This is a genomic window from Mucilaginibacter aurantiaciroseus, from assembly GCF_024055595.1.
Taxonomy (GTDB): Bacteria; Bacteroidota; Bacteroidia; order Sphingobacteriales; family Sphingobacteriaceae; genus Mucilaginibacter; species Mucilaginibacter aurantiaciroseus.
The window spans coordinates 970,668-992,728 of record NZ_JAMXOF010000002.1 but is presented as its reverse complement, the minus strand read 5'-3'; the positions used below and the strand labels follow the sequence as shown (position 1 = coordinate 992,728).

18 protein-coding genes are annotated in these 22,061 nt (G+C 44.0%); 6 read left to right on the top strand and 12 right to left on the bottom strand.

What is annotated here, in order from left to right:
* The first annotated feature begins 171 nt into the window (after positions 1 to 171).
* A complete protein-coding gene (locus NAF17_RS12790; RefSeq protein ID WP_252758383.1) occupies positions 172 to 3,288 on the top strand; it encodes an AsmA family protein in 3,117 nt (1,038 codons plus the stop codon).
* 82 nt (positions 3,289 to 3,370) lie between these two features.
* On the opposite strand, the gene NAF17_RS12785 is transcribed toward NAF17_RS12790, so the two are convergent.
* Positions 3,371 to 3,955: a fasciclin domain-containing protein gene (locus tag NAF17_RS12785; RefSeq protein WP_252758382.1), complete on the bottom strand. Its 585-nt coding sequence runs from the start codon at positions 3,953 to 3,955 to the stop codon at positions 3,371 to 3,373.
* 206 nt (positions 3,956 to 4,161) lie between these two features.
* Positions 4,162 to 4,602 (bottom strand): winged helix-turn-helix transcriptional regulator, encoded by a 441-nt coding sequence (locus NAF17_RS12780; protein WP_252758381.1) that lies wholly within the window; start codon positions 4,600 to 4,602, stop codon positions 4,162 to 4,164.
* Here NAF17_RS12780 and NAF17_RS12775 point away from each other — a divergent pair.
* Positions 4,601 to 5,482, top strand: a complete 882-nt coding sequence (locus NAF17_RS12775; RefSeq protein ID WP_252758380.1) for an NAD(P)H-binding protein — start codon at positions 4,601 to 4,603, stop codon at positions 5,480 to 5,482. The genes NAF17_RS12780 and NAF17_RS12775 overlap by 2 nt on opposite strands.
* A 63-nt stretch (positions 5,483 to 5,545) precedes the next feature.
* Here the strand turns inward: NAF17_RS12775 and msrB are convergent, their stop codons facing one another.
* Both msrB and msrA read right to left on the bottom strand, forming a co-directional pair.
* Positions 5,546 to 6,061, bottom strand: a complete 516-nt coding sequence (gene msrB, locus NAF17_RS12770; protein ID WP_252758379.1) for a peptide-methionine (R)-S-oxide reductase MsrB — start codon at positions 6,059 to 6,061, stop codon at positions 5,546 to 5,548.
* Positions 6,062 to 6,063: 2 nt separating this feature from the next.
* Positions 6,064 to 6,690, bottom strand: a complete 627-nt coding sequence (msrA, locus tag NAF17_RS12765; RefSeq protein WP_252758378.1) for a peptide-methionine (S)-S-oxide reductase MsrA — start codon at positions 6,688 to 6,690, stop codon at positions 6,064 to 6,066.
* 284 nt (positions 6,691 to 6,974) lie between these two features.
* On the opposite strand from msrA, the gene NAF17_RS12760 reads away from it, so the two are divergent.
* The 3 genes from NAF17_RS12760 to NAF17_RS12750 all read left to right on the top strand — a co-directional run bounded on the left by NAF17_RS12760 (position 6,975) and on the right by NAF17_RS12750 (position 9,666).
* Positions 6,975 to 7,166, top strand: a complete 192-nt coding sequence (locus NAF17_RS12760; RefSeq protein ID WP_129875592.1) for a cold-shock protein — start codon at positions 6,975 to 6,977, stop codon at positions 7,164 to 7,166.
* A 150-nt stretch (positions 7,167 to 7,316) separates the two neighbouring features.
* Positions 7,317 to 8,174: a sigma-70 family RNA polymerase sigma factor gene (locus tag NAF17_RS12755; RefSeq protein ID WP_252758377.1), complete on the top strand. Its 858-nt coding sequence runs from the start codon at positions 7,317 to 7,319 to the stop codon at positions 8,172 to 8,174.
* A gap of 187 nt (positions 8,175 to 8,361) precedes the next feature.
* Complete coding sequence (locus NAF17_RS12750) at positions 8,362 to 9,666, top strand: NAD(P)/FAD-dependent oxidoreductase (protein WP_252758376.1); 1,305 nt, start codon at positions 8,362 to 8,364, stop codon at positions 9,664 to 9,666.
* A gap of 217 nt (positions 9,667 to 9,883) precedes the next feature.
* Here NAF17_RS12750 and NAF17_RS12745 read toward each other — a convergent pair whose 3' ends face one another.
* The 5 genes from NAF17_RS12745 to NAF17_RS12725 form a co-directional block, all read right to left on the bottom strand.
* Complete coding sequence (locus NAF17_RS12745) at positions 9,884 to 13,021, bottom strand: efflux RND transporter permease subunit (RefSeq protein ID WP_252758375.1); 3,138 nt, start codon at positions 13,019 to 13,021, stop codon at positions 9,884 to 9,886.
* Positions 13,022 to 13,148: 127 nt separating this feature from the next.
* Positions 13,149 to 14,243: an efflux RND transporter periplasmic adaptor subunit gene (locus NAF17_RS12740; protein WP_252758374.1), complete on the bottom strand. Its 1,095-nt coding sequence runs from the start codon at positions 14,241 to 14,243 to the stop codon at positions 13,149 to 13,151.
* Between the two features lie 28 nt (positions 14,244 to 14,271).
* A complete protein-coding gene (locus tag NAF17_RS12735) occupies positions 14,272 to 15,516 on the bottom strand; it encodes a TolC family protein (RefSeq protein ID WP_252758373.1) in 1,245 nt (414 codons plus the stop codon).
* Between the two features lie 106 nt (positions 15,517 to 15,622).
* Positions 15,623 to 16,996 (bottom strand): sensor histidine kinase, encoded by a 1,374-nt coding sequence (locus NAF17_RS12730; protein ID WP_252758372.1) that lies wholly within the window; start codon positions 16,994 to 16,996, stop codon positions 15,623 to 15,625.
* A 96-nt stretch (positions 16,997 to 17,092) separates the two neighbouring features.
* Positions 17,093 to 17,770 (bottom strand): response regulator transcription factor, encoded by a 678-nt coding sequence (locus tag NAF17_RS12725; protein ID WP_252758371.1) that lies wholly within the window; start codon positions 17,768 to 17,770, stop codon positions 17,093 to 17,095.
* A gap of 138 nt (positions 17,771 to 17,908) precedes the next feature.
* On the opposite strand from NAF17_RS12725, the gene NAF17_RS12720 reads away from it, so the two are divergent.
* Positions 17,909 to 19,102 carry an MFS transporter gene (locus NAF17_RS12720; protein WP_252758370.1) on the top strand — a complete coding sequence of 398 codons (1,194 nt, stop codon included), beginning with the start codon at positions 17,909 to 17,911 and terminating at the stop codon, positions 19,100 to 19,102.
* A 96-nt stretch (positions 19,103 to 19,198) separates the two neighbouring features.
* Here NAF17_RS12720 and NAF17_RS12715 read toward each other — a convergent pair whose 3' ends face one another.
* Genes NAF17_RS12715 through NAF17_RS12705 form a run of 3 tightly spaced genes read right to left on the bottom strand, consistent with a single transcriptional unit; the run spans position 19,199 to position 22,050 of the window.
* Positions 19,199 to 20,731, bottom strand: a complete 1,533-nt coding sequence (locus NAF17_RS12715) for an FAD-dependent oxidoreductase (protein ID WP_252758369.1) — start codon at positions 20,729 to 20,731, stop codon at positions 19,199 to 19,201.
* A gap of 3 nt (positions 20,732 to 20,734) precedes the next feature.
* Complete coding sequence (locus tag NAF17_RS12710) at positions 20,735 to 21,121, bottom strand: hypothetical protein (protein ID WP_252758368.1); 387 nt, start codon at positions 21,119 to 21,121, stop codon at positions 20,735 to 20,737.
* A 2-nt stretch (positions 21,122 to 21,123) separates the two neighbouring features.
* Entirely contained in the window at positions 21,124 to 22,050 is a 927-nt protein-coding gene (locus tag NAF17_RS12705) for a ChbG/HpnK family deacetylase (protein ID WP_252758367.1), read from the bottom strand.
* Between the last annotated feature and the right edge of the window lie 11 nt (positions 22,051 to 22,061).

Sequence of the window (22,061 nt, the reverse complement as noted above, 5' to 3'; positions counted from 1 at the left end):
AAATCAACTGTTTGATTTTCAAAGCGATCTTTACTGGATATACCCACCCCGTTAAAATAAATTTCCTACAAAGCACATTATTTAAATAAAGAAGTTCTTTTGGCTTATTCTATTTTCATTTTTAGGGTGATGTTTATTTTATGGCTACCTTCCGCCACCTATCCGTTATTTATGTCGTTTCCTGTCAAAAAGATTCTTCTCAAAACCATTAAAATAAGCGTAATTACCACCGTTTCTTTATTAGCGCTAATGTTTTTGCTCCCTTATTTATTCCCGCAAATGGTTACGCAAAAAATAAAGCAATGGGCAGGCGGCAGTATCAACGGTAAATTGGCATTTACAGATACGCGCCTTTCCTTTTTTAAGAAATTCCCGGCACTTACGCTTACGCTGGATGATTTTTTGTTAAGGGGCCGCGCGCCTTTTGATAACGACACACTGGTATCTGCCAAAGAAATTTCGCTGGCTATCGATCTTTCATCGTTACTAAAAAGCAAGATCAACATCAATAAAATATACCTTAACCAGGCCTATATTAATATCCGGGTAGATAGCGCGGGAAGGGCAAATTACAACGTTTATAAAGGTAAAACCGATAAAACGGCTACACCTGCCGATACTGCAAGCGCATCATTAGGCATCGAACAGATCCTGATAGAGAATAGCCGTTTGGTTTATAACGACCGCTCTATGCCCTTGCTGGTTAATGCCCGCGGGTTTAACTACAAAGGCAGCGGCGACCTAAGCAAAGACGTGTTTGATCTTTATAGCCATACCGATGCATCATCTGTTGATTTTTTCTACGGCAACAAGCCTTATGTGCTCAATAAAAAAGTAAATGCCAACCTGGTAACCAGTATCAACACCAAATCACTGGCCTTTTCATTTCAAAAAAACGACCTGCTTATCAACCGCCTGCCGGTACAGTTTAAAGGTAAGTTTGAGTTTTTGAAGGATGGTTATGATATGGATTTCAGGATCGTGTCCGAACAAAATAACCTGAACGATATTTTTACCGCCCTGCCGTCTGAATATGCTAAATACGTGGAAGGCACCAACTTGAAAGGCAAAGGTAAAATAGAACTGAACCTTATTGGCAAATACATCTCCGCCAAAAACATCATGCCCGATTTGAGCCTTAACCTAAAGGTGCGCAACGGATATGTAGCTAATAAAAATACACCTGCACCGGTTACTAACCTGTATGTGAATATGGATGCCAAAGTGCCGGGACTAAACCCCAATAACCTCAACCTGAATATTGATTCAATATATTTTAATATTGGCAAGGATTATTTCGGCTCGGTAATTAAAATTAAAGGCCTTAAATCGCCACAGGTTTTTGCTAAGATAAATACCGAGATAGACCTGGAGAAATGGTATAAGGCATTCGGTATAAAATCTTTCCAGGTTAAGGGCAGGTACAAGTTAAACCTGCTTGCCGAAGGCAAATACAGTACCGGCATAAAACATACGGGCATCAGGCAAAAGGTGGATACTGTTATCACCAGCATACCTAAATTTACGTTACGGTCATCATTTAGGGATGGCTATTTGAAATACACCCGCCTGCCCGAAGCCTTGAGGAATATTCGTTTTGACTTGAACGCCAATTGCCCCGATAATAACATTGCCCACGCCACCATGGATATGAGCAATATAAACGCCGAGGCCCTAAATAACTACATCAAAGGCCGCCTAAAAATGAGCAACGCAGCAGGATCTTTAATTGATGCCGTAATAAAAGCAAAGTTCCACTTGGCAGACATTAAGAAGTTTTACCCGATTAATAACCTTAACCTGAAAGGCGACCTGTTTGCCGACCTTGAAACTAAGGGCCGGTACATTCCGAAAAGCAGGATCTTCCCGCATACCAAAGCAACCATCAGCCTGCAAAATGGTGATATCCAAACCAAATACTACCCCCACCCGGTACAAAACATAAACGTACTGGTAAAAATTGTAAACAATACAGGTACACTTAAAGGGCTTAAGGTAGATATTAAACCTATCTCCTTTAATTTTGAGGACAAGCCTTTTACCCTGAAAGCCGATCTCAAAAACTTTGACGACCTGGACTATAATATCAGCTCGCGCGGTACTTTAGATATTGGCAAAATTTACAAGGTATTTGCGCTAAAAGGGTACGATGTAAAAGGCCTGGTGCGTACCAACTTTAATCTGAAAGGTAAGCAAAGCGATGCTACAGCAGGGCGATACGCGCAGTTAGCAAACTCGGGCACGTTAAAGGTTAAAGACATAAGCCTGCGAAGTGATCTGTTCCCAAAGCCCTTCTTTATCCGCACAGGCAACTTTAGCTTTAATCAGGACAAGATGAAATTCGAGCAGTTTAGAGCTGATTATGGCAGATCGATAATTTTGCTAAACGGGGCGCTATCCAACGTTTTCGACTACGCGCTTAAACCTAATACCCCGCTAAAAGGTGAGTTTAACTTAAACAGCGACCTGATTATAGCGGATGATTTTATGGCATTTGCCGGCACACCTGCAACAGCCAAACCCACCAAAGCATCGGGCGTAATATTGGTGCCCAACAACCTCGACCTAAGTTTTAACGCCAATGTTAAAAAAGTAAAATATAACGGGCTGAATATTAATGATGCCAAAGGGCAGATGAATATCAGCAACGGGCAGATCATATTGAAACAGGCCGGGTTTAATATCTTAGGCACACCGGTAGTTATGGATGCAACCTACGGCAGCATCAACCCGCAAAAAGCATTTTTTGATTACAGTATAGATGCCAAAGATTTTGACATACAACGCGCATATCGCGAGGTGAAACTATTTCATGATATGGCATCTTCGGCGGCGCATGTGCAAGGGATTATATCGTTAAATTACAAACTAAGCGGCAAACTAAGCGGCGATATGATGCCCATTTATTCTTCATTAAAAGGTGGCGGTATGCTCTCGGTTAAAAAAGTAAAAGTAAAGAACTTTAACCTATTCAGCGCAGTTGGTAAAGCAACCGGCAGGGATAGCCTCGGAGGTAAAAACCACCTATCTAAAGTAGATATAAAAACAACTATCGCCAATAATATCATCACCATAGAGCGCACTAAAATGCGTATGGCAGGGTTTAGGCCAAGGATAGAAGGCCAGGTAAGTTTTAGCGGTGCGCTTAACCTTAAATTTAGGTTGGGCTTACCACCGCTGGGTATTTTCGGCATACCAATGACCATTACCGGCACACAGGAAAAACCAAAAGTGCGCCTTGGCCGTGGCAAAAAACAAGACGAATTGAAAGAGGAAAAAGAAGAATAAAGACAGTCTTTCAAAAACTATAAAAATGCAAAAGCCCCCGATTTCTTCGTCGGGGAGCTTTTGCATTTTTATTTTGGTTATATTATTTAACGGGTGCCAAAACAGCATTTAAGCCATTTACCACACCGTTTGCGCCCACCAAGTCATATAAAACCACCTGGGCGGTATTACCCGCGGCGTTTGCCAACTGCAATTTCTTATCGGCAGTAACTGAAAGCGTTAGCGTTTGCCCGTCGATAGTGGTTAACGTCGCTTTACCTTTTCCGGCATTTAATGCTTTTATGATATCGGCCTTTGCATATTTACCGGTTACTACATGGCCTTTTAGCACGGTAGCCAGTTTAGCAGGGTCTTTACTTAAACTATCAAGCTTTGCAGGCGACAATGCGCTGAATGCGGCATTGTTTGGCGCGAAGATGGTATATGGCCCCCCTGTTTTAAGGGTAGCGTCAAGTCCCGCTGCTTTTACATCAGCAAGGGCGGTAGAGTAATCTGCGTTACTGGCTAATGCGCCAACCACATCAGTTGCACCATCTGCTGGTGCTGCTACAGTAGTAGTTGTTGTTGTCGTGGTTTTTTTGGTGGTATCCTGTACCTGTGCAAATACACGGCCAGCTGTTAAGTTTAAAACGACTAATGCGCCAACCATTAAAACGGATCTTTTCATGTTATTCATGTTTTTAATTCAATTAATTATTTGGTTAAAAGCGTATAAGTTTATCTATATCGTAGTATTAGTTTTAAGTGGGTAACTGCCTTCTATAACGTCCAAAAATCGAAAATTGTTTACAGACGCAATAAAACGCGTCTATAAACATTGCCTATACCCCCATAAAACGCTAAAGTACAAACATTTGCAAACGCTTATTTTTTTTAGTTTTTGTCGATGAATTTAAAGCCCCAGGTGGCTATAGCTTCCATAACCGGGGTTAAACTTTCGCCTGTTTTACTTAATTTATAAGTGACATGTGGTGGTACTACAGGCTCGGATTTACGGATAACCAGATCATCCTCCTGCAATTGTTTCAGGTGCTGTATTAGCATCTTTTCGGTAATGTTTGGGATGGCTTTATTTAATTCGTTATAGCGCTTTGGCCCGCTCATTAGCTGGTACAGGATAATGGGTTTCCAGTGCCCGCCTATTTTGTTCATCACATAACTTACCGGGCAGGCATTAATGGCTATTTCTTTGTTTTCGTTGCGGGTCGAGCTTTCTTTGATGGCGGTCATAGATACATACTTTAGGGTAAGTACTTGTAAAAAAGCAAGTATAAATATACCTTTGTTATCAACCAAAACAAAAAAAATTATCATGAAAATTACATTAACAGGCTCATTGGGCAACATTAGTAAACCACTGGCAACTGAATTGGTACAAGCAGGCCATACCGTAACGCTTATCAGCAGCAACGCGGATAAAGCCGCAGAAATTAAAAAGCTTGGCGCTATCCCGGCAATTGGTTCGGTAGATGATATTGCTTTCCTAACTAACGCATTTAAAGGCGCCGATACCATCTACACCATGATACCCAATAACTTTGCCGCAGCAAACTTACGCGCTTACATTGGCGGTGTTGGTAAAAACTATACAGAAGCGATAAAAGCATCGGGCATTAAAAAAGTGGTGAACCTAAGCAGTATTGGTGCGCACATCGATGGCGGTACCGGCCCTATCTCTGGCATTCATGATGTAGAGCAAACTTACAAGCAACTCGATGGCGTGGCGATAAAACACCTGCGCCCGGCTTTCTTCTACACCAACTTATTGGCGAACATCGAAATGATCAAACACCTTGGTTTTTTGGGTGCTAATTATGGCCATAACTCCCGCATCGTGTTTGTACATCCCAATGATATTGCCGAAGTGGCCTCCGCAGAATTACAAAGCGACTTTAGCGGGACCAGCATCCGCTACATTTCATCCGACGAAAGAACCACCAATGAGGTAGCGTCTATTTTAGGCGCAGCAATTGGTAAACCTGATTTAAAATGGGTTGACTTTACCGATGAGCAGAACCTACAGGGCCTTTTGCAGGCCGGATTACCACCAGAGATTGCCCGTAACTATGTAGAAATGGGTACTGCTGTACGCAACGGTATTTTATGGGAAGACTATGATAAGCATGAGCATACCCATGGTAAAACCAAATTAACAGATTTCGCGGTTGATTTTGCGAAGGTGTTTAATTCATAAAACTTGCTACAGCAAAAAGCCCGGACTGGTAATCAGTGCGGGCTTTTTGCTAACAATATATTTTCAAAATCCGTCGGGTTGAAAATCTAACGAAACAGAGTTCATGCAAAACCTTTTGTAGGTTGGCACAGGGCCGTCGTCAAATACATGCCCCAGATGCGAGCTGCAACGCGCGCAAATCACCTCGGTACGCTGCATCCCTACAGAATTATCCTGTTTGTAGATCACGCTGTTCTTCCTCACCGGCTCGTAAAAGCTTGGCCAGCCACAATCGCTTGCAAACTTGGCATCAGAACGGAATAACTTATTACCACAAACGGCGCAATAGTAAGTCCCCTTAGCACTTTTGTTCCAAAACTGGCCCGTAAAAGGGCGTTCGGTGGCTTGTTCGCGGGCTGTTGCGTACAAGGCTGGTTGCAGTATTTTTTTCCACTGGGCATCCGTAACCTTTAACGGTGTGGTATCGGTATTGGAATAGTATGGGTTATTTTCGTGCCCTTTATTACTCTTTAAATGTTGCGCAAATGTGCTGCAGGTAACACTCAGCAACAATACAGCGGTGATATATATCGCTTTCATTTTTAGCTTTTCAATTTATTTTTAAATACCTTTCTAAATTTTTCCAACTCTGGCTGTATCACATATTTGCAATACGGATTGCTTCCTTTGTTTTGATTAAAATAATCCTGGTGATAATCTTCGGCCTTGTAAAAAACTTTGTAAGGCGTTACCAGGGTAACAATATTGCTTTTGTAGGCTTTCTCGGCATTTAGCTTACCAATATAGTAATCGGCTTTTTGTTTTTGGGCGGCGTTATGGTAAAATATAGCCGAGCGGTATTGTGTGCCCACATCGTTACCCTGGCGATTAAGCTGGGTTGGGTCGTGTGCTACAAAAAACGCAGCGAGTAAATCATCATAGCTAATCTCTTTAGGGTCGTAAACAATGTTGCAGGCTTCGGCGTGGCCGGTGGTGCCGGTGCAAACCTGTTTGTAGGTTGGGTTGGCAACTGTACCCCCGCTAAAACCGGATACCACCTTTTTAACGCCCTTTAATTGCTGAAACTTAGCTTCGGTACACCAAAAGCAACCTGTGGCAAATGTAGCGGTGTCTAATTTAACCTTATCGGTAACAGCATTTTTAGGCGTACCTGCCAGGGCGCTGAAACCTGTAAACAATAGTGCAATTTGAATGATTATTTTCTTCATATAATTTTTGAGAGGTACACGATTTTAAACATGCTGATTAATTAACGTAAAAAACGGTTTTAAGTATTGCCGCTTGGCCGTAAAATATCACGCAAACTTACACGTTTTGTATAATTGTGATGTGCGGATGACAAACGCCCTTTATCGGTCAAATAACAAAAAACAATTCATTGTCATTTTACGTATAAATATTACGGTAAGCCTAACAAAAAGCATATCAATTAATTATTGATACCATTTAATGAATATTAAATGGTATATTTGTCACTATTTAAATCAATATAATGCAACAAGGAACAGTAAAATTTTTTAACGAAGAAAAGGGTTTTGGATTCATCACCCCAAGTAACGGTGGCAAAGAAGTGTTTGTTCACTCATCAGGTTTAGTTGATCGCATCCGCGAAAACGACACTGTACAGTATGAAGTAGAAGAAGGCAAAAAAGGCCCTAACGCGGTAAAAGTTAAAGTAGCTTAATACACTATAATAATAATCGTGAAGCATTCTCCCTAATCCGGAGAATGCTTTTTATGTTTTTTTCGGGCCATATAAAACGCCCGCTCCCGCTCTTTTAAAGTTTATTTATTATTTAATTGCCGGCAAACGTGGCCGCATTATTTCCATTAAATGAGACAACTTAAGATAAGTCAATCTATTACCAACCGCGAAACCCAATCGCTGGATAAATACTTAACAGAGATTGGTAAAGTAGACCTCATTAGCGCACAGGAAGAGGTTATCCTGGCACAAAAAATACGTGAAGGCGACCAGGCCGCTTTAGAGCGCCTTACAAAAGCCAACCTTCGTTTCGTAGTATCTGTCGCAAAACAATATCAAAACCAGGGCATTACCCTTGGCGACCTTATTAACGAAGGTAACCTTGGCCTTATAAAAGCCGCCCGCCGTTTTGATGAAACAAAAGGTTTCAAATTTATATCATACGCCGTTTGGTGGATTCGCCAATCTATTATCTCTGCTATATCAGACCAATCACGTTCGGTACGTTTACCGTTGAACCAGATAGGTACATTGAGCAAGATCCGCAAAACACAATCATCGCTTGAGCAACAGCTGGAACGCGAAGCAACCCCCGAAGAACTGGCTGAATGCCTGGAAACTACGGTTGAAAAGATTGCCGACTCGTTACGTAACTCGGGCCGCCAGGTATCTATGGATGCCCCTTTTCAACAAGGCGAAGAAGGCACATTGCTTGATGTAATGCACAATGATGACCCAACTACCGACAGTGGTTTAATCCACGATTCGTTAGCTACCGAGCTTGGCCGTTCCCTTTCTAAATTAGGTGAACGCGACCGCGAAGTACTGATGCTGTTTTACGGCTTGGGCGACAATCACACCCATACCTTAGAAGAAATAGGCGAAAAATTTGTCCTTACCCGCGAACGTGTTCGCCAAATTAAAGACAAAGCCTTGCAACGTATAAAGCAATCATCGCGTAGTGGCGCGCTACAATCTTACTTGTAACAGCACCATTTGCAGAAATACAAAAGCCGCTTTTAAATCACTTAAAAGCGGCTTTTTTTCGCCCTGAAAACGCCCTTCACAGCCATTATCAAGGCTATGTAAAATTAGATTGATTTTTTAGTGTGCTCTATACACTTTACGTACATTTACGTTGTTATTTATAATGGTGACTAACAAAAAAAAATAAATGAGCGATCTTTCTAACCCTGAAATTTTTACAGGCAGCGCACCTGCAACTATTAAAAAAATTGTGGTTATTGGAGGCGGTTTTGCCGGCATAAACTTTGCGCAAAACGTGGCAAAAAACAAAAACTACCAAGTTACCCTGGTAGATAAAAATAACTTTAACTACTTCCCTCCACTGCTTTACCAGGTGTCAACCAGTTTCCTGGAACCATCAAGCATCAGTTATCCTTTTCGTAAATTGTTCCGTAAGGATAACATCCGTTTCCGTTTGGGCGAACCCGTGAAGGTTGACCCTGCCACGCAAACCATCTACTTAAAGGATGGCGAACTGAACTACGATTACCTGGTGTTTGCATCTGGTGCCAAAACAAACTTTTTTGGGAATGCCAATATCGAGGCAAATGCCATCCCCATGAAAAGCATTGACGATGGCCTGCGCATGCGTAACGCCCTGCTGCAAACCCTTGAACGCGCCACCATTACCCAAGACCCTGCCGAGCGCAAAAAGCTACTCACTATTGTGGTAGCAGGTGGCGGGCCAACCGGCGTGGAGGTATCGGGCATGCTGGCCGAGATGAAGAACTATATCTTTAAAAAGGATTACCCCGAACTGGTTAACCAGCCTGGTGCTATCTATATTATTGATGGCAGCCCTAACCTTTTGGGCGCCATGAGCGAGAAAACGCATAAGGAAGCCTACAAGGTACTTACCAGCCTTGGTATAAAAGTAAAGCTAAACCTGCACGTTAACGATTATGTTGACGGCAAGATCATGCTCTCAAACGGCGAAGTGATTGAATCAAGCACGCTAATTTGGGCGGCGGGGATCACTGCCAATACATTTGACGGCATCCCAACAGCCAGCCTTGGCCCTGGACACAGGATGATAACCGACGGGAACAACAAAGTAATAGGTTTAGATAATATTTATGCTATTGGTGATGCCTGTATCCTAATGACGGATGAAGCTTACCCCAAAGGCCACCCGCAAATAGCACAGGTTGCCATACAGCAAGGCCGTACATTGGCTATCAATTTTATAGCCATGGTTAAAGGCCAGCCTTTAAAGCCATTTAAATACTTTGATAAGGGCGATATGGCTATTATAGGCCGCAACAGCGCGGTGGTAGATCTGTTTAAGCACACGGTACACTTCCGCGGGGTGTTAGCATTGTTAATGTGGCTATTCATCCACCTCATCTCCTTGGTAAATTTCCGCAACAAACTGCGTACCCTTTATAACTGGGCGGTTGCCTATTTAAGCCGAGATCAGTCGTTTAGGATGATATTTAAGTCGGGGGTGTAACAAGCCTGCCTACATGGAAGGCACCAATAGTATTACCCCATGTGCTTTGATTACTATAAAGGAGTATTAAGTTTTATAATAAAAAAGAGGCCGATCATTTCACCAATGATACGGCCTCTTATTTATTATAAGTTAAGCTCAGATCGAAAAATAACATTGCACTCTCTAAGATAATCCCTCGCGGCTCATCTTAGGGTGCAATGTTTCAAACAATAAACTAAGCACTAACCACACCTATCCTTTTTAATAGTTTCCGGTTTTCGCGCCTGTGGATCAACCTGTAAACCATAGCATAAATAACCGGTAATATTAAGAGGGTAAGAATAGTTGAGGTAACCAAGCCCCCTATCACCACAATGGCTAAGGGTTTTTGGGTTTCGGAGCCTATCCCGGTTGATAAGGCGGCAGGCATCAGGCCTATAGCGGCCATCAGGGCGGTCATCACTACCGGGCGCACACGTGATACCACACCCTCTAACAGGGCCGTGTTAAGCGGCATACGTGCCTCTATATTCTTGCGAAATACGGAGATGAGGATAACACCGTTTTGGATACACACCCCAAAAAGGGCTATGAAACCAATACCGGCCGAGATACTGAAGTTAACGTGCGTAATATGCAGCGCCAGGATCCCGCCCATCAGCGCGAACGGTACGTTCATAATTACCAGTACGGCATCTTTGGCGTTGCCAAAAGTAACGTACAGTATCAGGAAAATAACCAGCAAACATATAGGCACCACCCGTGCAAGGGTATTTGATGCACGGATCTGGTTCTCAAACTCACCGTTCCAGGTAAATGAGTACCCCTGGTCAAGCTTTACAGCTTTATCTACCTTTTCCTGGGCTTCTGCTATAGTACCGCCCAGGTCGCGCCCACGTACCGAGAACTTAACCGCTATGTAACGCATGTTGTTATCCCTGTAAATAAATGCAGGGCCGGTTTGTGAGGTAATGCTCGATATTTCTTTAATGGATATTTTAGAACCATTCATGGTAGGTACCATCAGGTTCTCTATTTTTTCCTGCGTATCGCGGAATTGCTTTTGGTAACGGATCCGGATATCAAACTTGCGTTCGCCTTCGTATAACTGGGTAGCCGCCTTACCACCTATCGCCATCTCTATTACCGAGTTCGCGTCAGCGGTTGATACGCCATAAACGGCCATTTTGCGCTGATCGAGCTCTATCCTAAACTCGGGTTGCCCAAGGTTACGCAATACGCCAAGGTCTTCAACCCCTTTTATATTTTTTAGCACCGCCATTACCTGGTCCGCCTTGACATCCAGTGTTTTAAAATCGGGCCCAAATACTTTTACGGCCATGGATGCGGGCACACCCGCCACGGCTTCGGCAACGTTATCAATAATAGGCTGCGAGTAATTGAAAATAATACCCGGGAACTGGCTTAGCTTTTTATCCATTTCGGCAATCAGCTCTTCCTGGGTTATTTTACTTTTCCATTCCTTTTTAGGCAAAAGATCCACCTGGATCTGTACGTTAAAAAAGCCTTTAGGGTCGGTACCATCATTGGTACGGCCTACTTGCGACAGCGTTTGTTTCACCTCGGGGAAGGTTGACAGCACCTGGCGCATTTTATTGGTTACGTTAACAGAATTTTCGAGCGAGGTGCTCATTGGCAGCTGTGCCGTAACCCAAAGCGCCCCTTCGTTTAATTGTGGTAAAAACTCGGTACCCAAAAACTTAGCCGATATAAAGGTAAGCATCATGAAAGATACCGATACGATAAGGCTTAATTTTTGATTACGATAGGTAAAATTGAACATGCGGCGAATGCCGTTCTCAAAAAACAGTACCACAGGGTTATGCTTTTCACGTACGTTTTTCTTAAGCAGGATGCTTGATAATGCAGGCACCAGCGTAAGCGTAAATATCAATGCACCCAACAAGGCAAAACCTAAGGTGTATGCCAGCGGTGAGAACATTTTACCCTCTACCTTTTGGAACGCGAAGATGGGGATCAAACAAGTGATGATGATTAGTTTGGAGAAGAAGATAGCTTTACCCATTTCGGCACCTACGTTCTTAAACAAACCAAGCTTGGCTATCTTGTTAAATTTCTCCATGCCCAGTTCTTTGGCGCGATGGTCGAGCGCTACGAAGATGCCCTCCACCATCACCACGGCACCATCTATGATGATACCAAAATCTATCGCCCCCATCGATAGCAGGTTGGCCGTCATCCCCTTAATGCGCATACAAATGAACGCGAAGAGCAGCGCCAGCGGGATAATAATGGCTACGGTTAGGGTTGTCCTCCAATCTGCCATAAACAGGAACACAATAACAGTTACCAGCACAATACCCTCTAACAGGTTATGGATCACCGTTTCGGTACAAAAATCCATCAGCGTGGTACGGTCATAAAACGTATCTAACTTTACATCTTTAGGGAGTATGTTGTTGTTCAGGTCCTGCACCTTAGCGCGGATGCGGGTCAGCACTTCGGCAGGGTTCTCGCCCTTACGCATTACTACAATACCTTCAATAACATCGCTGTTTTTATCGCGCCCTACCTGGCCTAAACGTGGCAAGCCACTTTCTTTAATTTCGGCAACATTACGCGCCAGTATAGGTACGTTTTTTACGTTTTTAACAATGATGTTCTCTATCTCGCTAATGTTGTTGATTAAACCAATACCACGCACCACAAAGGCCTGGTCGTTCTTTTCAATTACATCGCCCCCTACGTTTATATTACTGCGGCTTATAGCGTTGAATACATCAAGCGATGTCATCCCATATTTTTGCAGCAGCGCCGGGTTAACGCTTACTTCATACGTTTTTTCTTCGCCACCAAAGCTATTTACATCGGCAACACCTGGTACGGCTTTAAACTGCCTGTCAAGCACCCAATCTTGTATAGCGGTAAGCTCGTGTAACGATTTGGTTTTACTTTTTAGCGTGTAACGATAGATCTCGCCTGTTGGGCCATAAGGCGGCTCTACTTCCGGTTTTACACCGTCGGGCAGGTCGGAGTTACCTAAGCGGCTTAGTACCTGCTGGCGGGCAAAGGCATCGTCTACATCGTCATCAAAAATTATGCGGATGTATGATAAACCAAATGATGAGGTTGTACGCAGGTTAACCTTCTTTTGAACAGAGTTTAGTACAGTTTCCATTGGTACGGTCACCATTTTTTCTACCTCTTCGGCACTGCGGCCGGGCCATTGTGCAATAATGATTATTTGCGTGTTGGTAACGTCCGGAAACGTCTCTATAGGGGTATTTAAGTAGCTCCAAACGCCCAATACAGCCAGCACCGCTGTTAAAAAGAATACCATCGCCCGGTGCCTTAGCGAAAAGTATATGATATTTTTAATGAAATTGTTCATTTGTGTATTTTTTGAGAGTCAGGAATCAAAAGCCAAGAATCAAGAGGTCCTTATAAGTCTGATTTGACTACATGTATTAACTTGTTGTTTCTTATCTCGATAATTAATTCAAAATGTCTTGACTCAATTATTCCTGGATCAAGGCATTATAAAGCAACAGCTGATTTTTTGATATTACCTTCTCGCCCGGTTTTAAGCCCGATGAGATGTAAGTAATATCGTCAACCGTTTTTATCATGGTTACGGCACGCACCTGCAGGTCGCATTTGCTGTAATAAACCACCACAAAATATTTACTGTTATCAAACAGCACTGATGATGCCGGGATAGCTATCGAAGTTTGCATATCCTTGTTTGATACAAGCACATTGGTAAACATCTCCGGCTTTAAAAGCATCTCTTTATTCTCTAAAGCGATCCGCACTTTCATTACCTTATTGTCGGGATCAAGCACCGAGCTGATCTCGTCTATTTTGCCGCTAAAAACTTTATCGGGATAGGCCAGGGTTGTTATTTTGGCATCATACCCTTTTTTAACTTTAGAGATGTCAGATTCAAACACATTCGCCCAGATCCATACATCTTTCATATCAGATATGGTGAACAAGCTGCTGGCATTATCCGGGCGGATGAAGTTACCGGCAGAGATATTTTTCTCTACAATGTAACCGCTTCCCGGCGCTTTTATAATAAGCGAGCCGCTGGCGCTGGTATTACCACCGCCGTTAATAGCAATTTGGTCGCGGACTTTGCTATTCGCAGCTACTGCTTTATTATAATTCTCTTTTGCCTCGGTGTAATCACGCTCGCTGGAGATACCATTCTTGTACAGGTATTCGGCTTGTTCTAACTGGCGCTTGTTAATGGCCAGATCAGATTTTGTAGCGCTCAGGTCAGTATAGCTACCGGCAACATCCGCACTGCGGATGATGGCAAGCGTTTGCCCTTTAACCACCTTATCGCCAAGGGAAACCTTAACTTCCATAACCTGCCCGCTGGTGAACGGGAATACCTTTACTACTTTATTTTCATCGAATGATACCTCACCCGAAAGGGTAAGTTCATCCTTCATTGGTGTGCTTTTGGCGGTATCTATCTTGATCATTTTTTGCAACGAATCGCTTACGCAAACCTGTTTGGTTTCCATAGTGCCGGTCTTTTTTTCCTGGCAAGCGCTAAGGCCAATTAAACCCAGGCCTAAGTATATGATGTGCTTTTTCATTATATGTGTTAGTGCTATTGTTTGATTATTATAAAGGGGTTACTACTGTAGTGCCTACCGCGAAGTTGAGGTCGGCAATGGCTTTTTGCAGGTTTAACTGCTGCTGTAAAATTTTGATCTTGGTTTCGCGGTACGAGTCAAAAAAGTCTATATACTCCTGTAGGTTTATCTGTTTCAACTGGTAAGCTTTAGACATGCCTTTAAACAACTGATCGTACTTACTGTAAAAGTCGTTCTCGCGGTTGCCCAACAGTTGCTGGCTTAATTTATACTGTTGCACAGCCGAGTATACATCGTTCTTCACCTGTAGTTCACTATTCTTTAGGGTGTATTCCTGGCTTTGCGCGGCAAGCCTGGCGTTTTTAATATTACCCTGGTTGCGGTTGAAGACGGGCAGCGGCAAGCTGATCTCTAAACCCACAAAGTTGCGGGCGTAGCTGTTGTTTTGGTCAAACGTGCTACCAATGGTAACATCGGGCACGGCCAGCGCTTTTTGTAGCGACAAGTTGTGATTGTTTTGATCTAACAAATATTGGTTGGCTAAATAATCGCCGCGGTTTGCTTTTGCAAGGGCCGACAGATCATTCGCATTCAACGTGGTATCGGTATTATTAAAAGTAATTTGCGGTGCTATAAATTGCTCCTGGTTTGCAACTAACAGGGTTTTTAATTCGCTTTGCAGGCCGTTTATCTGGCGGTCTATCTCAACCAGATCATTCTGCAAACCAAATAACAGGGCCTTTAAACGGATAAGGTCTTTTAAGGAGTTGTTACCTGCCTGGTAAGATTTATCGGTAGCATTTACCATATAGGTAGCCGATATGATCTCGGTTTGGTAAACCTTGCGCTGGTCTATTAGGTTAGCCACCTGCGAAAAATCTAACAGCAGGTTGTAATGCAAGTTCCTTAACAAGTCGTTAAACTGGGCCTGCTGGATATTTACATCATCATTAGCCATTTGTACCTGCTTGCCACGTTTGCCGGCAGTTTTAAAAACCTGGCTTAGCTGAACCATTATCTGGCCGTTACCGTTGCTGTGGTCAAAAAACTTTTTGTTGGCGTCGGTAATATTTTGGTCGGTACTTAATACGGGGTTATCCCAAAGTTTGGCTTGTTTAACCAATGCCTGTGTGGCATCAACATTATACTTTTGAGCTATCAGGCTCAGGTTGTTTTGCAAGAAAAGTTTCTCTGCATCTTTAAAGTTTACCTTAAGGGTGTCGGACTGGGCCGAGGCTTGTTGCCCGCAAATAATTGCCAGGGCAAAAAGCATTAGAATTTTATAATAAGTGCGTAACATTAGTACTTTATTTGATAGTCGCAAAACTATCGCACCTGTATTAGAAGCACATTAAAACTTAATTAGATTAGCATTAGAATTAAAAAGGGGCATTGTTTTTCAAAAATTCAACCACAAAAGTGCTACCCGCGTGTCCTTCAGAAACTACCGTAATAGTGCCTTTAAACAGCTCGATTATTTTGCTGGTGATGTACAGGCCTATCCCGCTGCCGGCTATGTTTTTATCCCTGTTTGCACGGAAGAACGGGTTGAAGATCTTCTCCGCGTTTTCTTTACTGATGCCCGGCCCGTTATCGCTCACCGCAATTTTAATGTGCGATGCATTAGCTTCAAAACTCAAAGTTACCGGGTGCGGTTCTGAATATTTAAAGGCGTTATCGATGATGTTATTCAGGGCGATATACAGCATAGATTTATTGGCCGGGATGGTTAGTACTTCTTCATCTTCGGGCAGGGCAGCCAGCTGGATCTTCAGCATCCCCGCCCCTTTCCTGGCCGACCATTGTTCCTCCAGTTCCCAAACCAGTTCATCAACCCTAACCGGGCTTAGTTTGGCCTGGGTATAGTTAAGGTCTACCTGGGCCAGTTCCATCAAACTGGTAATGGTTTCCTGCAGGCGGGCACCATCAATAGCGATTGATAACAAGATGCGCTCGTATTCGGTTTTATCACGGTCTTTTTCCAGCGCCAATTCCACCTCGCCTATAATACTGGTAAGGGGTGTGCGCAACTCATGCGATGCATTGGCTACAAAGGTTTGCTGCAGCTCAAAAGCGTTTTGCAGGTGGGCAAGCAGGCTGTTAAAATTATCTATCAGCTCGGATATCTCATCCTTGCTTTTTACAGGGCTTACCCGCATATACAGGTTGTTCGAGCGGATATTTCTGATCTGGGAAATGACCTTATCTACCGGCGACAACGCCTTTTGCGCAAACATCCGCCCCGCGAAAAACAAACCCGTACCAAATATGATAAACAGCACCGAAGTGATCTGCAAAAGCAATAACAATCGCCGAGTGGAGTTTTCATCAACCGCGGATGCCAGGATCACAAAATCGCCCTGGTTATCTTTATAGAACTTGCCTACCACCTTGCGGTCGCCTTCCTCATATTCCATGTAACCATCTTTGCGCACCTGGTCTATTATCCCCCGATTCCAATAAATATTATGGTTCATTTTAAAGGCCGACAGGTTATCCCGGTCATAGATCCTTATTACCTCATCGGATAATTTCTCCAGGTATCGCTGCTGAATTTGCAACATACTGTCGGCCGCCAATTCATCAGCTTTTAAATAAAGTTGAGACGCCAGGTTGGTACGGTCGGTAAGGCGGCTATAAAAATCGGCTGTAAAAAAAGAATACACGGCAATATACAACGCCACCAAAACCAGTAGCAACGCCCCCGAACTGATGAGCGTAAAGTATAACGATAGCCGGGTTTTTATTTTCATTAGTAGCCCCCTTTAAATCTCCGCCGCAGGTTAGCGGAGAGAATTTTTTTAAATTTTATTAAAGCCTTCCCTTCCGGGGAGGGTTTGGGTAGGGCTTTAGTCCTTAAGAATATACCCCATACCAATCACCGTATGAATCAATTTTTTCTCGAAACCCTTCTGAATTTTATTACGCAGATAGTTTACATAAACATCAACCATATTGGTACCGGTATCAAAGCTTATCCCCCATACCCGCTCCATAATATACTCGCGCGAAAGTAGCTTGCCAGGGTTGTTCATCAGCAGTTCAAGCAAGCTGTATTCTTTAGCGGTAAGGTTTATTTGTTTGCCCTCGCGCTCGGCAGTTTTATCCCACGTATTTAGTTTTAATCCTCCAAAACTCAGAATATGGGTATCGTCATCGGCAAGTTTTTTACGGCGAAGCAGGGCTTCTATCCGCGCCAGCAATTCGTTAAAATGGAATGGCTTTACCAGGTAATCGTCCGCACCGGAATGCAAACCGTTCACCTTATCATCAATTGTCCCTAATGCGCTTAACATCAGCACGGGCAACTGGGGCTGGTGCTTGCGTACTTCCCGGCATATTTCTATGCCGCTCATATCGGGCAGCATTACATCCAGTATCAGCAGGTTATACTCCAACGCCTGCACCATCTCCAACGCGGTTTCACCAGTATCGGCAATATCCACTTCGTAATCGTGTTCGTTAAGGCCTTTTTTTATAAATGATGAAACCTTTTCTTCATCCTCTACAACACAAATCCTGATCATTATTTAGCGTTTGTTCAAATATGAAAATATTTGGCGGCTTTACGCCCGTTTGTCAACTTACTTTCACAAATATACATTGTAAGGCATATAAACTGTGTTTGCATTTGATAGCATAACCCATTTGCTTAGGTTTGCCGCATGACAGATACCGCTACCCCCAAACTGCACCCCGCAATTATTCCCCTAATGGCCGTTGCGGCCGGTGTTACGGTAGCCAACATCTATTACAACCAGCCTATTCTTAAAGACATTGGCCTGTCTGTACATGCTTCGGGTTCCGAAATTGGTAAGGTATCGATGTTTGCGCAACTGGGTTATGGCCTGGGGATGTTTTTTTTGATCCCCCTTGGCGATAAGGTAAACCGCAAAAACCTGATACTGTTGTTAAGTACCTTATTGATCATAGCCCTTGCCGGGTTTAGCTTTGCTACGCAATTATACCAGGTTTATGCATTGAGTTTATTAGTTGGTTTGCTTGCTACATCGGCCCAGATATTGATGCCTATGGCCGCCACATTAGATAGTGTTAACCGCGGCAAAACAGTTGGTAAAGTATTTAGTGGAATTTTAGTGGGGATATTAGGTGCGCGGGTTATTAGCGGGTTAATTGCCGGCTGGTTGGGATGGCGTTTTGTTTACGGCATCTCGGCTGGGATGGTATTTGTTGTTGCAATATTATTGAAATTATACCTGCCCAACGTACCGCCAAAATTTAAAGGTAATTATGTGGGCTTGCTAAAATCAGCCCTATCCTTAGTGGGTGAATTTAAAATATTGAGACAGGCGGCATTGCTTGGCTTCTTTACCTTCGGCATCTTCTGCTCCTTTTGGACCACCCTAACTTTCCACCTCAGTAACGCGCCGCTAAATTTTTCGGCAAGTGCCATTGGTTTGTTTGGCTTTATAGCCATTGGGGGCGCGCTGGTTGCCCCTTGGTTTGGCAAACTGGCCGACAAGGGCAATACACACCGTTCGTTATTAATTTCCGTTGGGATGATCATCGCCAGTGTGATCCTGCTGAAGATCTTTCCTTATTCGATTGTCGCGCTTATTGTAGCCATTTTCTTCTTAGATATTGGCGTACAGGCTACTCAGATAACTAATTTTGCCCGTATCTACGCGTTGGATGAACATGCTCACAGCCGACTGAATACTATTTACATGACCACCTATTTCATTGGTGGTTCGGCAGGTACCTACTTCGGCCTGCTATCCTGGAAACTTGGCGAGTGGGACATGAGCACCTGGCAAATGTTGCTTTGGGGTGTAATTGCGGTTGGAATTGTGATGTTGAGTAATACCAAAGAGGCCAAGACAAGCGTCCACGCTTAACCTTAAGAAATTTCCAGCATCCACGCTGGCTTTGTATCGCAAACGGGGCCGCTCACGGTTATCATCATTCAAGCGTGCATGCTTGAACGGGCGGTATTAAACCGCCTTTACCTTTTGTTTGATATGATCCGCCAATCGGATAGTCAGCGCTACCAATGTTAACGTTGGGTTTGGCGCGGCGGCAGTTGCATAGCACGATGCGCCGGCCATGTATAGGTTTGCTATGCCGTGCACTTTACAGTTGGCATCCACCACCCCTTTTTTAGGGTCGGCAGCCATGCGGGTTGTGCCCATATGGTGCCAGCCACCACCGGTAAATTCGGGCCAGGTGTTATCGTTTTCATCGCGCAGGTATTCCATTAGCCTAACGCGGCCTGCCTCGGTAATACCAATTTGCTCACCAATAATTTTGTGGATGCCGCGCAGGCTGTGTTTTTCCAGCGGGGTAAGTTCCCAATGCAGCATAGCACGCGGCACGCCTAAAGCATCCCTTTCAGTATCTAACGTAACGCGGCTATCAGGATTTGGCGCTTGTTCTACCCGGGTAAATAATTGATACGAGCTATGCCCCTCCTTTTTCGCGCCATCTTTTTCTGCTTTTTCAAACTTGGCAAAGTTTTTTTTGGTTTGGGCGGTATCTGCCGTCCATATATCTATAAAGGCGGCTTGTTGTTTGGCAATATCCAACGGAATAAGCGATGCAGTGCCGTTCAAGATCTTATGCTTGCGCTGCATTTCTTCGCTGATGGCTAATTCGGCGCGGGCTTTGGTTATCTCCCACTCCCAATGATAAAGTTTTAGCACATCGGGCTTTGCCAACCATAACTCTGCCGATTTAATCTCCAGGTGTTCCATAAAGTAACGGCCCACATTGTCATTTTGGTTACCCAGCCCTTTCGGCATTTGATTGTTTGAAGCCAACAGCAGGCGCGCGTTTTGAATAGAACAACAGGCGATTATAAACTGCTTTGCCTTAACCGTATGCTGTTTACCAGCCAAATTTTTAACCGTAACCTGTGTTATGGCCGATGCATTTTCATTACCGGTAATATCCGTTACGTTTGCATAAGTGTATAGATGGATGTTTGGCGCTTTTATAATGGTATCGCGGTATTTTGTACCGAAGCGGGTGGGCTTACTAAACTGCCACATTTTATTGTAAACGGCATCGCCCTTAAAGGGTAGCGATCTTAGTTCCGGGTCTTTGCCCTGCCAGTATTTTACGTCGTATTCGTACGGGCCAAGGTCGAGGTTTTTATGGGCACGAGGGTAATATGCGTCCAGATCCTGGCGGGTTATGGGCCATCCGCTATGCGGCACCCAGTCGCGTTCCTTAAAATCTATCGGGTCGAAAGTTGAACAAAAGCCCGACCAATGCCCTGTTGTACCGCCAAAGTAATGCAACCTTGCCGAATCTAGCGGGTAATAGCGCTGCCCGGTGGTTTTACCTTTGTACAGGTCTTGCATTTGCTTTTCGTATTCAAAGCCGCCGCCCTCCAGCAGTATCACTTTATAAGGCGTGTTCAAAAACTCGAGCGCTATGCTAATGCCAGCCGCGCCCGAGCCCACTATGCAGATATCGCCCTCTATCAGGCTGTTGTTCTCTATATTTCTTGCATCAATATGCATGGCTTAGGCTTTAAGTAATGAATATAGCGCGCATTGGCGTGCCTCTGTTTGCGACATTACCCAGCCGCTTATCGCTATTACTTTGCCTGCTATAAAGTCGGCTGTTACCTGTTCATCAAGCATCGCCCGGATCTCATCTTTACCTAATGCAGCAAGGTCTTTTCCGCCCAATAACAATTTCGAAAGCTTTTGTTGATCGTTTTCTACAGGGTGCTTTTTCAGGTAATCGGCACCGGCCTCTTTAATAGTTTTGGCATCCACTAAATGCGAGAACAGGAAAGGCTGCGCAACCGCTATTTCTTTTAAACTGCTATTGCAACTTTGCGCCAACGGTAGGGTTAGTACCAATGCCGTAAAGGCAGATAGTTTTACGAACAGCCTCCGTTCCATCGTTAGTTTTTTACGGTTTCCAGTTTCATGGCATCCAGCCCACGCTCTTTGATCAGTTCGGTATAATTAGTCAGTTCAAACTTTAAACCTACCAGCTTTTTAAACTCCGGCGATAACATCATATTCAGTTCTGTTTGGCGGTGCAGGGCGGTAAGTGGCTTACCTGCTTTGGTATTCATTATGCTGCTGTTCATATCAAACAGGGCGTTCATTTCCGGGTCTTGCAGGGCAACGTGTATCACCACCAGGTTGGGCCTGTTCTTGCTTAGTTTATTGGTTACATAAGCCAAAAACGCTATCTTTTTGGTGGCAACCGGTTCGCCCCACATCTCTTTATAGGTTTCACCAAGGTACACCTGCTCGCTAAGGGTTGATATAGCCAGTTTGTATTTGTGCGCCAGTTTTTCGGTCAATGCCCGCAATGCCGGGGTTGATAAAGCGATACCCATGTGCGGGTCTATATAAGAAATTTTTAGTCCGGATGCCAGCGCGCGTTCTATTTGTGCCGATAGCTCCTTTTCAACCTCTTCTATCTTGTAACCGCTTTTGGCAAAAGCGCCCGTGCTTTGCGGGAAATACCCAACCGCATCTACCAAACTCGGTACTGCTTCGCGGCCTGTTACCGGCCCCCAGCGGTAATTTTTCCATTCGGATGTTAGGGTAAGGTGCACGCCAACACTTATCTGAGGGTTTTTCTTTAAAATCTCTACCGCTTCCTGGTACCACGGGCAAGTGAACTGCACCGATGCCGAAAATGGCATCCTGGTGTCAGCCATTTTTTTCATGGCCATGTTTACGGAGTGGTTCATGCCAATATCGTCCAGCCGCAGCATCAATTTGGGCAAGATCTGGATGGACATTTGTGCCGATGCCGTTTGCATCAACCCAACACATAACATTATACAGAACAGGTATTTTATATTTTTCATGATAGATTAAT

Coding starts and splice junctions, on each gene's coding strand:
- NAF17_RS12735 (WP_252758373.1), bottom strand. CDS start 15,516: ATGCTTTTTGCCCTGGCAATTATTTGCGGGCAACAAGCCTCGGCCCAG.
- NAF17_RS12780 (WP_252758381.1), bottom strand. CDS start 4,602: ATGATAATTTTTTTTGTTTTGGTTGATAACAAAGGTATATTTATACTT.
- NAF17_RS12760 (WP_129875592.1), top strand. CDS start 6,975: ATGCAACAAGGAACAGTAAAATTTTTTAACGAAGAAAAGGGTTTTGGA.
- NAF17_RS12790 (WP_252758383.1), top strand. CDS start 172: ATGTCGTTTCCTGTCAAAAAGATTCTTCTCAAAACCATTAAAATAAGC.
- NAF17_RS12745 (WP_252758375.1), bottom strand. CDS start 13,021: ATGAACAATTTCATTAAAAATATCATATACTTTTCGCTAAGGCACCGG.
- msrA (WP_252758378.1), bottom strand. CDS start 6,690: ATGAAGAAAATAATCATTCAAATTGCACTATTGTTTACAGGTTTCAGC.
- NAF17_RS12785 (WP_252758382.1), bottom strand. CDS start 3,955: ATGAAAAGATCCGTTTTAATGGTTGGCGCATTAGTCGTTTTAAACTTA.
- NAF17_RS12740 (WP_252758374.1), bottom strand. CDS start 14,243: ATGAAAAAGCACATCATATACTTAGGCCTGGGTTTAATTGGCCTTAGC.
- NAF17_RS12750 (WP_252758376.1), top strand. CDS start 8,362: ATGAGCGATCTTTCTAACCCTGAAATTTTTACAGGCAGCGCACCTGCA.
- NAF17_RS12730 (WP_252758372.1), bottom strand. CDS start 16,996: ATGAAAATAAAAACCCGGCTATCGTTATACTTTACGCTCATCAGTTCG.
- msrB (WP_252758379.1), bottom strand. CDS start 6,061: ATGAAAGCGATATATATCACCGCTGTATTGTTGCTGAGTGTTACCTGC.
- NAF17_RS12775 (WP_252758380.1), top strand. CDS start 4,601: ATGAAAATTACATTAACAGGCTCATTGGGCAACATTAGTAAACCACTG.
- NAF17_RS12715 (WP_252758369.1), bottom strand. CDS start 20,731: ATGCATATTGATGCAAGAAATATAGAGAACAACAGCCTGATAGAGGGC.
- NAF17_RS12710 (WP_252758368.1), bottom strand. CDS start 21,121: ATGGAACGGAGGCTGTTCGTAAAACTATCTGCCTTTACGGCATTGGTA.
- NAF17_RS12725 (WP_252758371.1), bottom strand. CDS start 17,770: ATGATCAGGATTTGTGTTGTAGAGGATGAAGAAAAGGTTTCATCATTT.
- NAF17_RS12705 (WP_252758367.1), bottom strand. CDS start 22,050: ATGAAAAATATAAAATACCTGTTCTGTATAATGTTATGTGTTGGGTTG.
- NAF17_RS12720 (WP_252758370.1), top strand. CDS start 17,909: ATGACAGATACCGCTACCCCCAAACTGCACCCCGCAATTATTCCCCTA.
- NAF17_RS12755 (WP_252758377.1), top strand. CDS start 7,317: ATGAGACAACTTAAGATAAGTCAATCTATTACCAACCGCGAAACCCAA.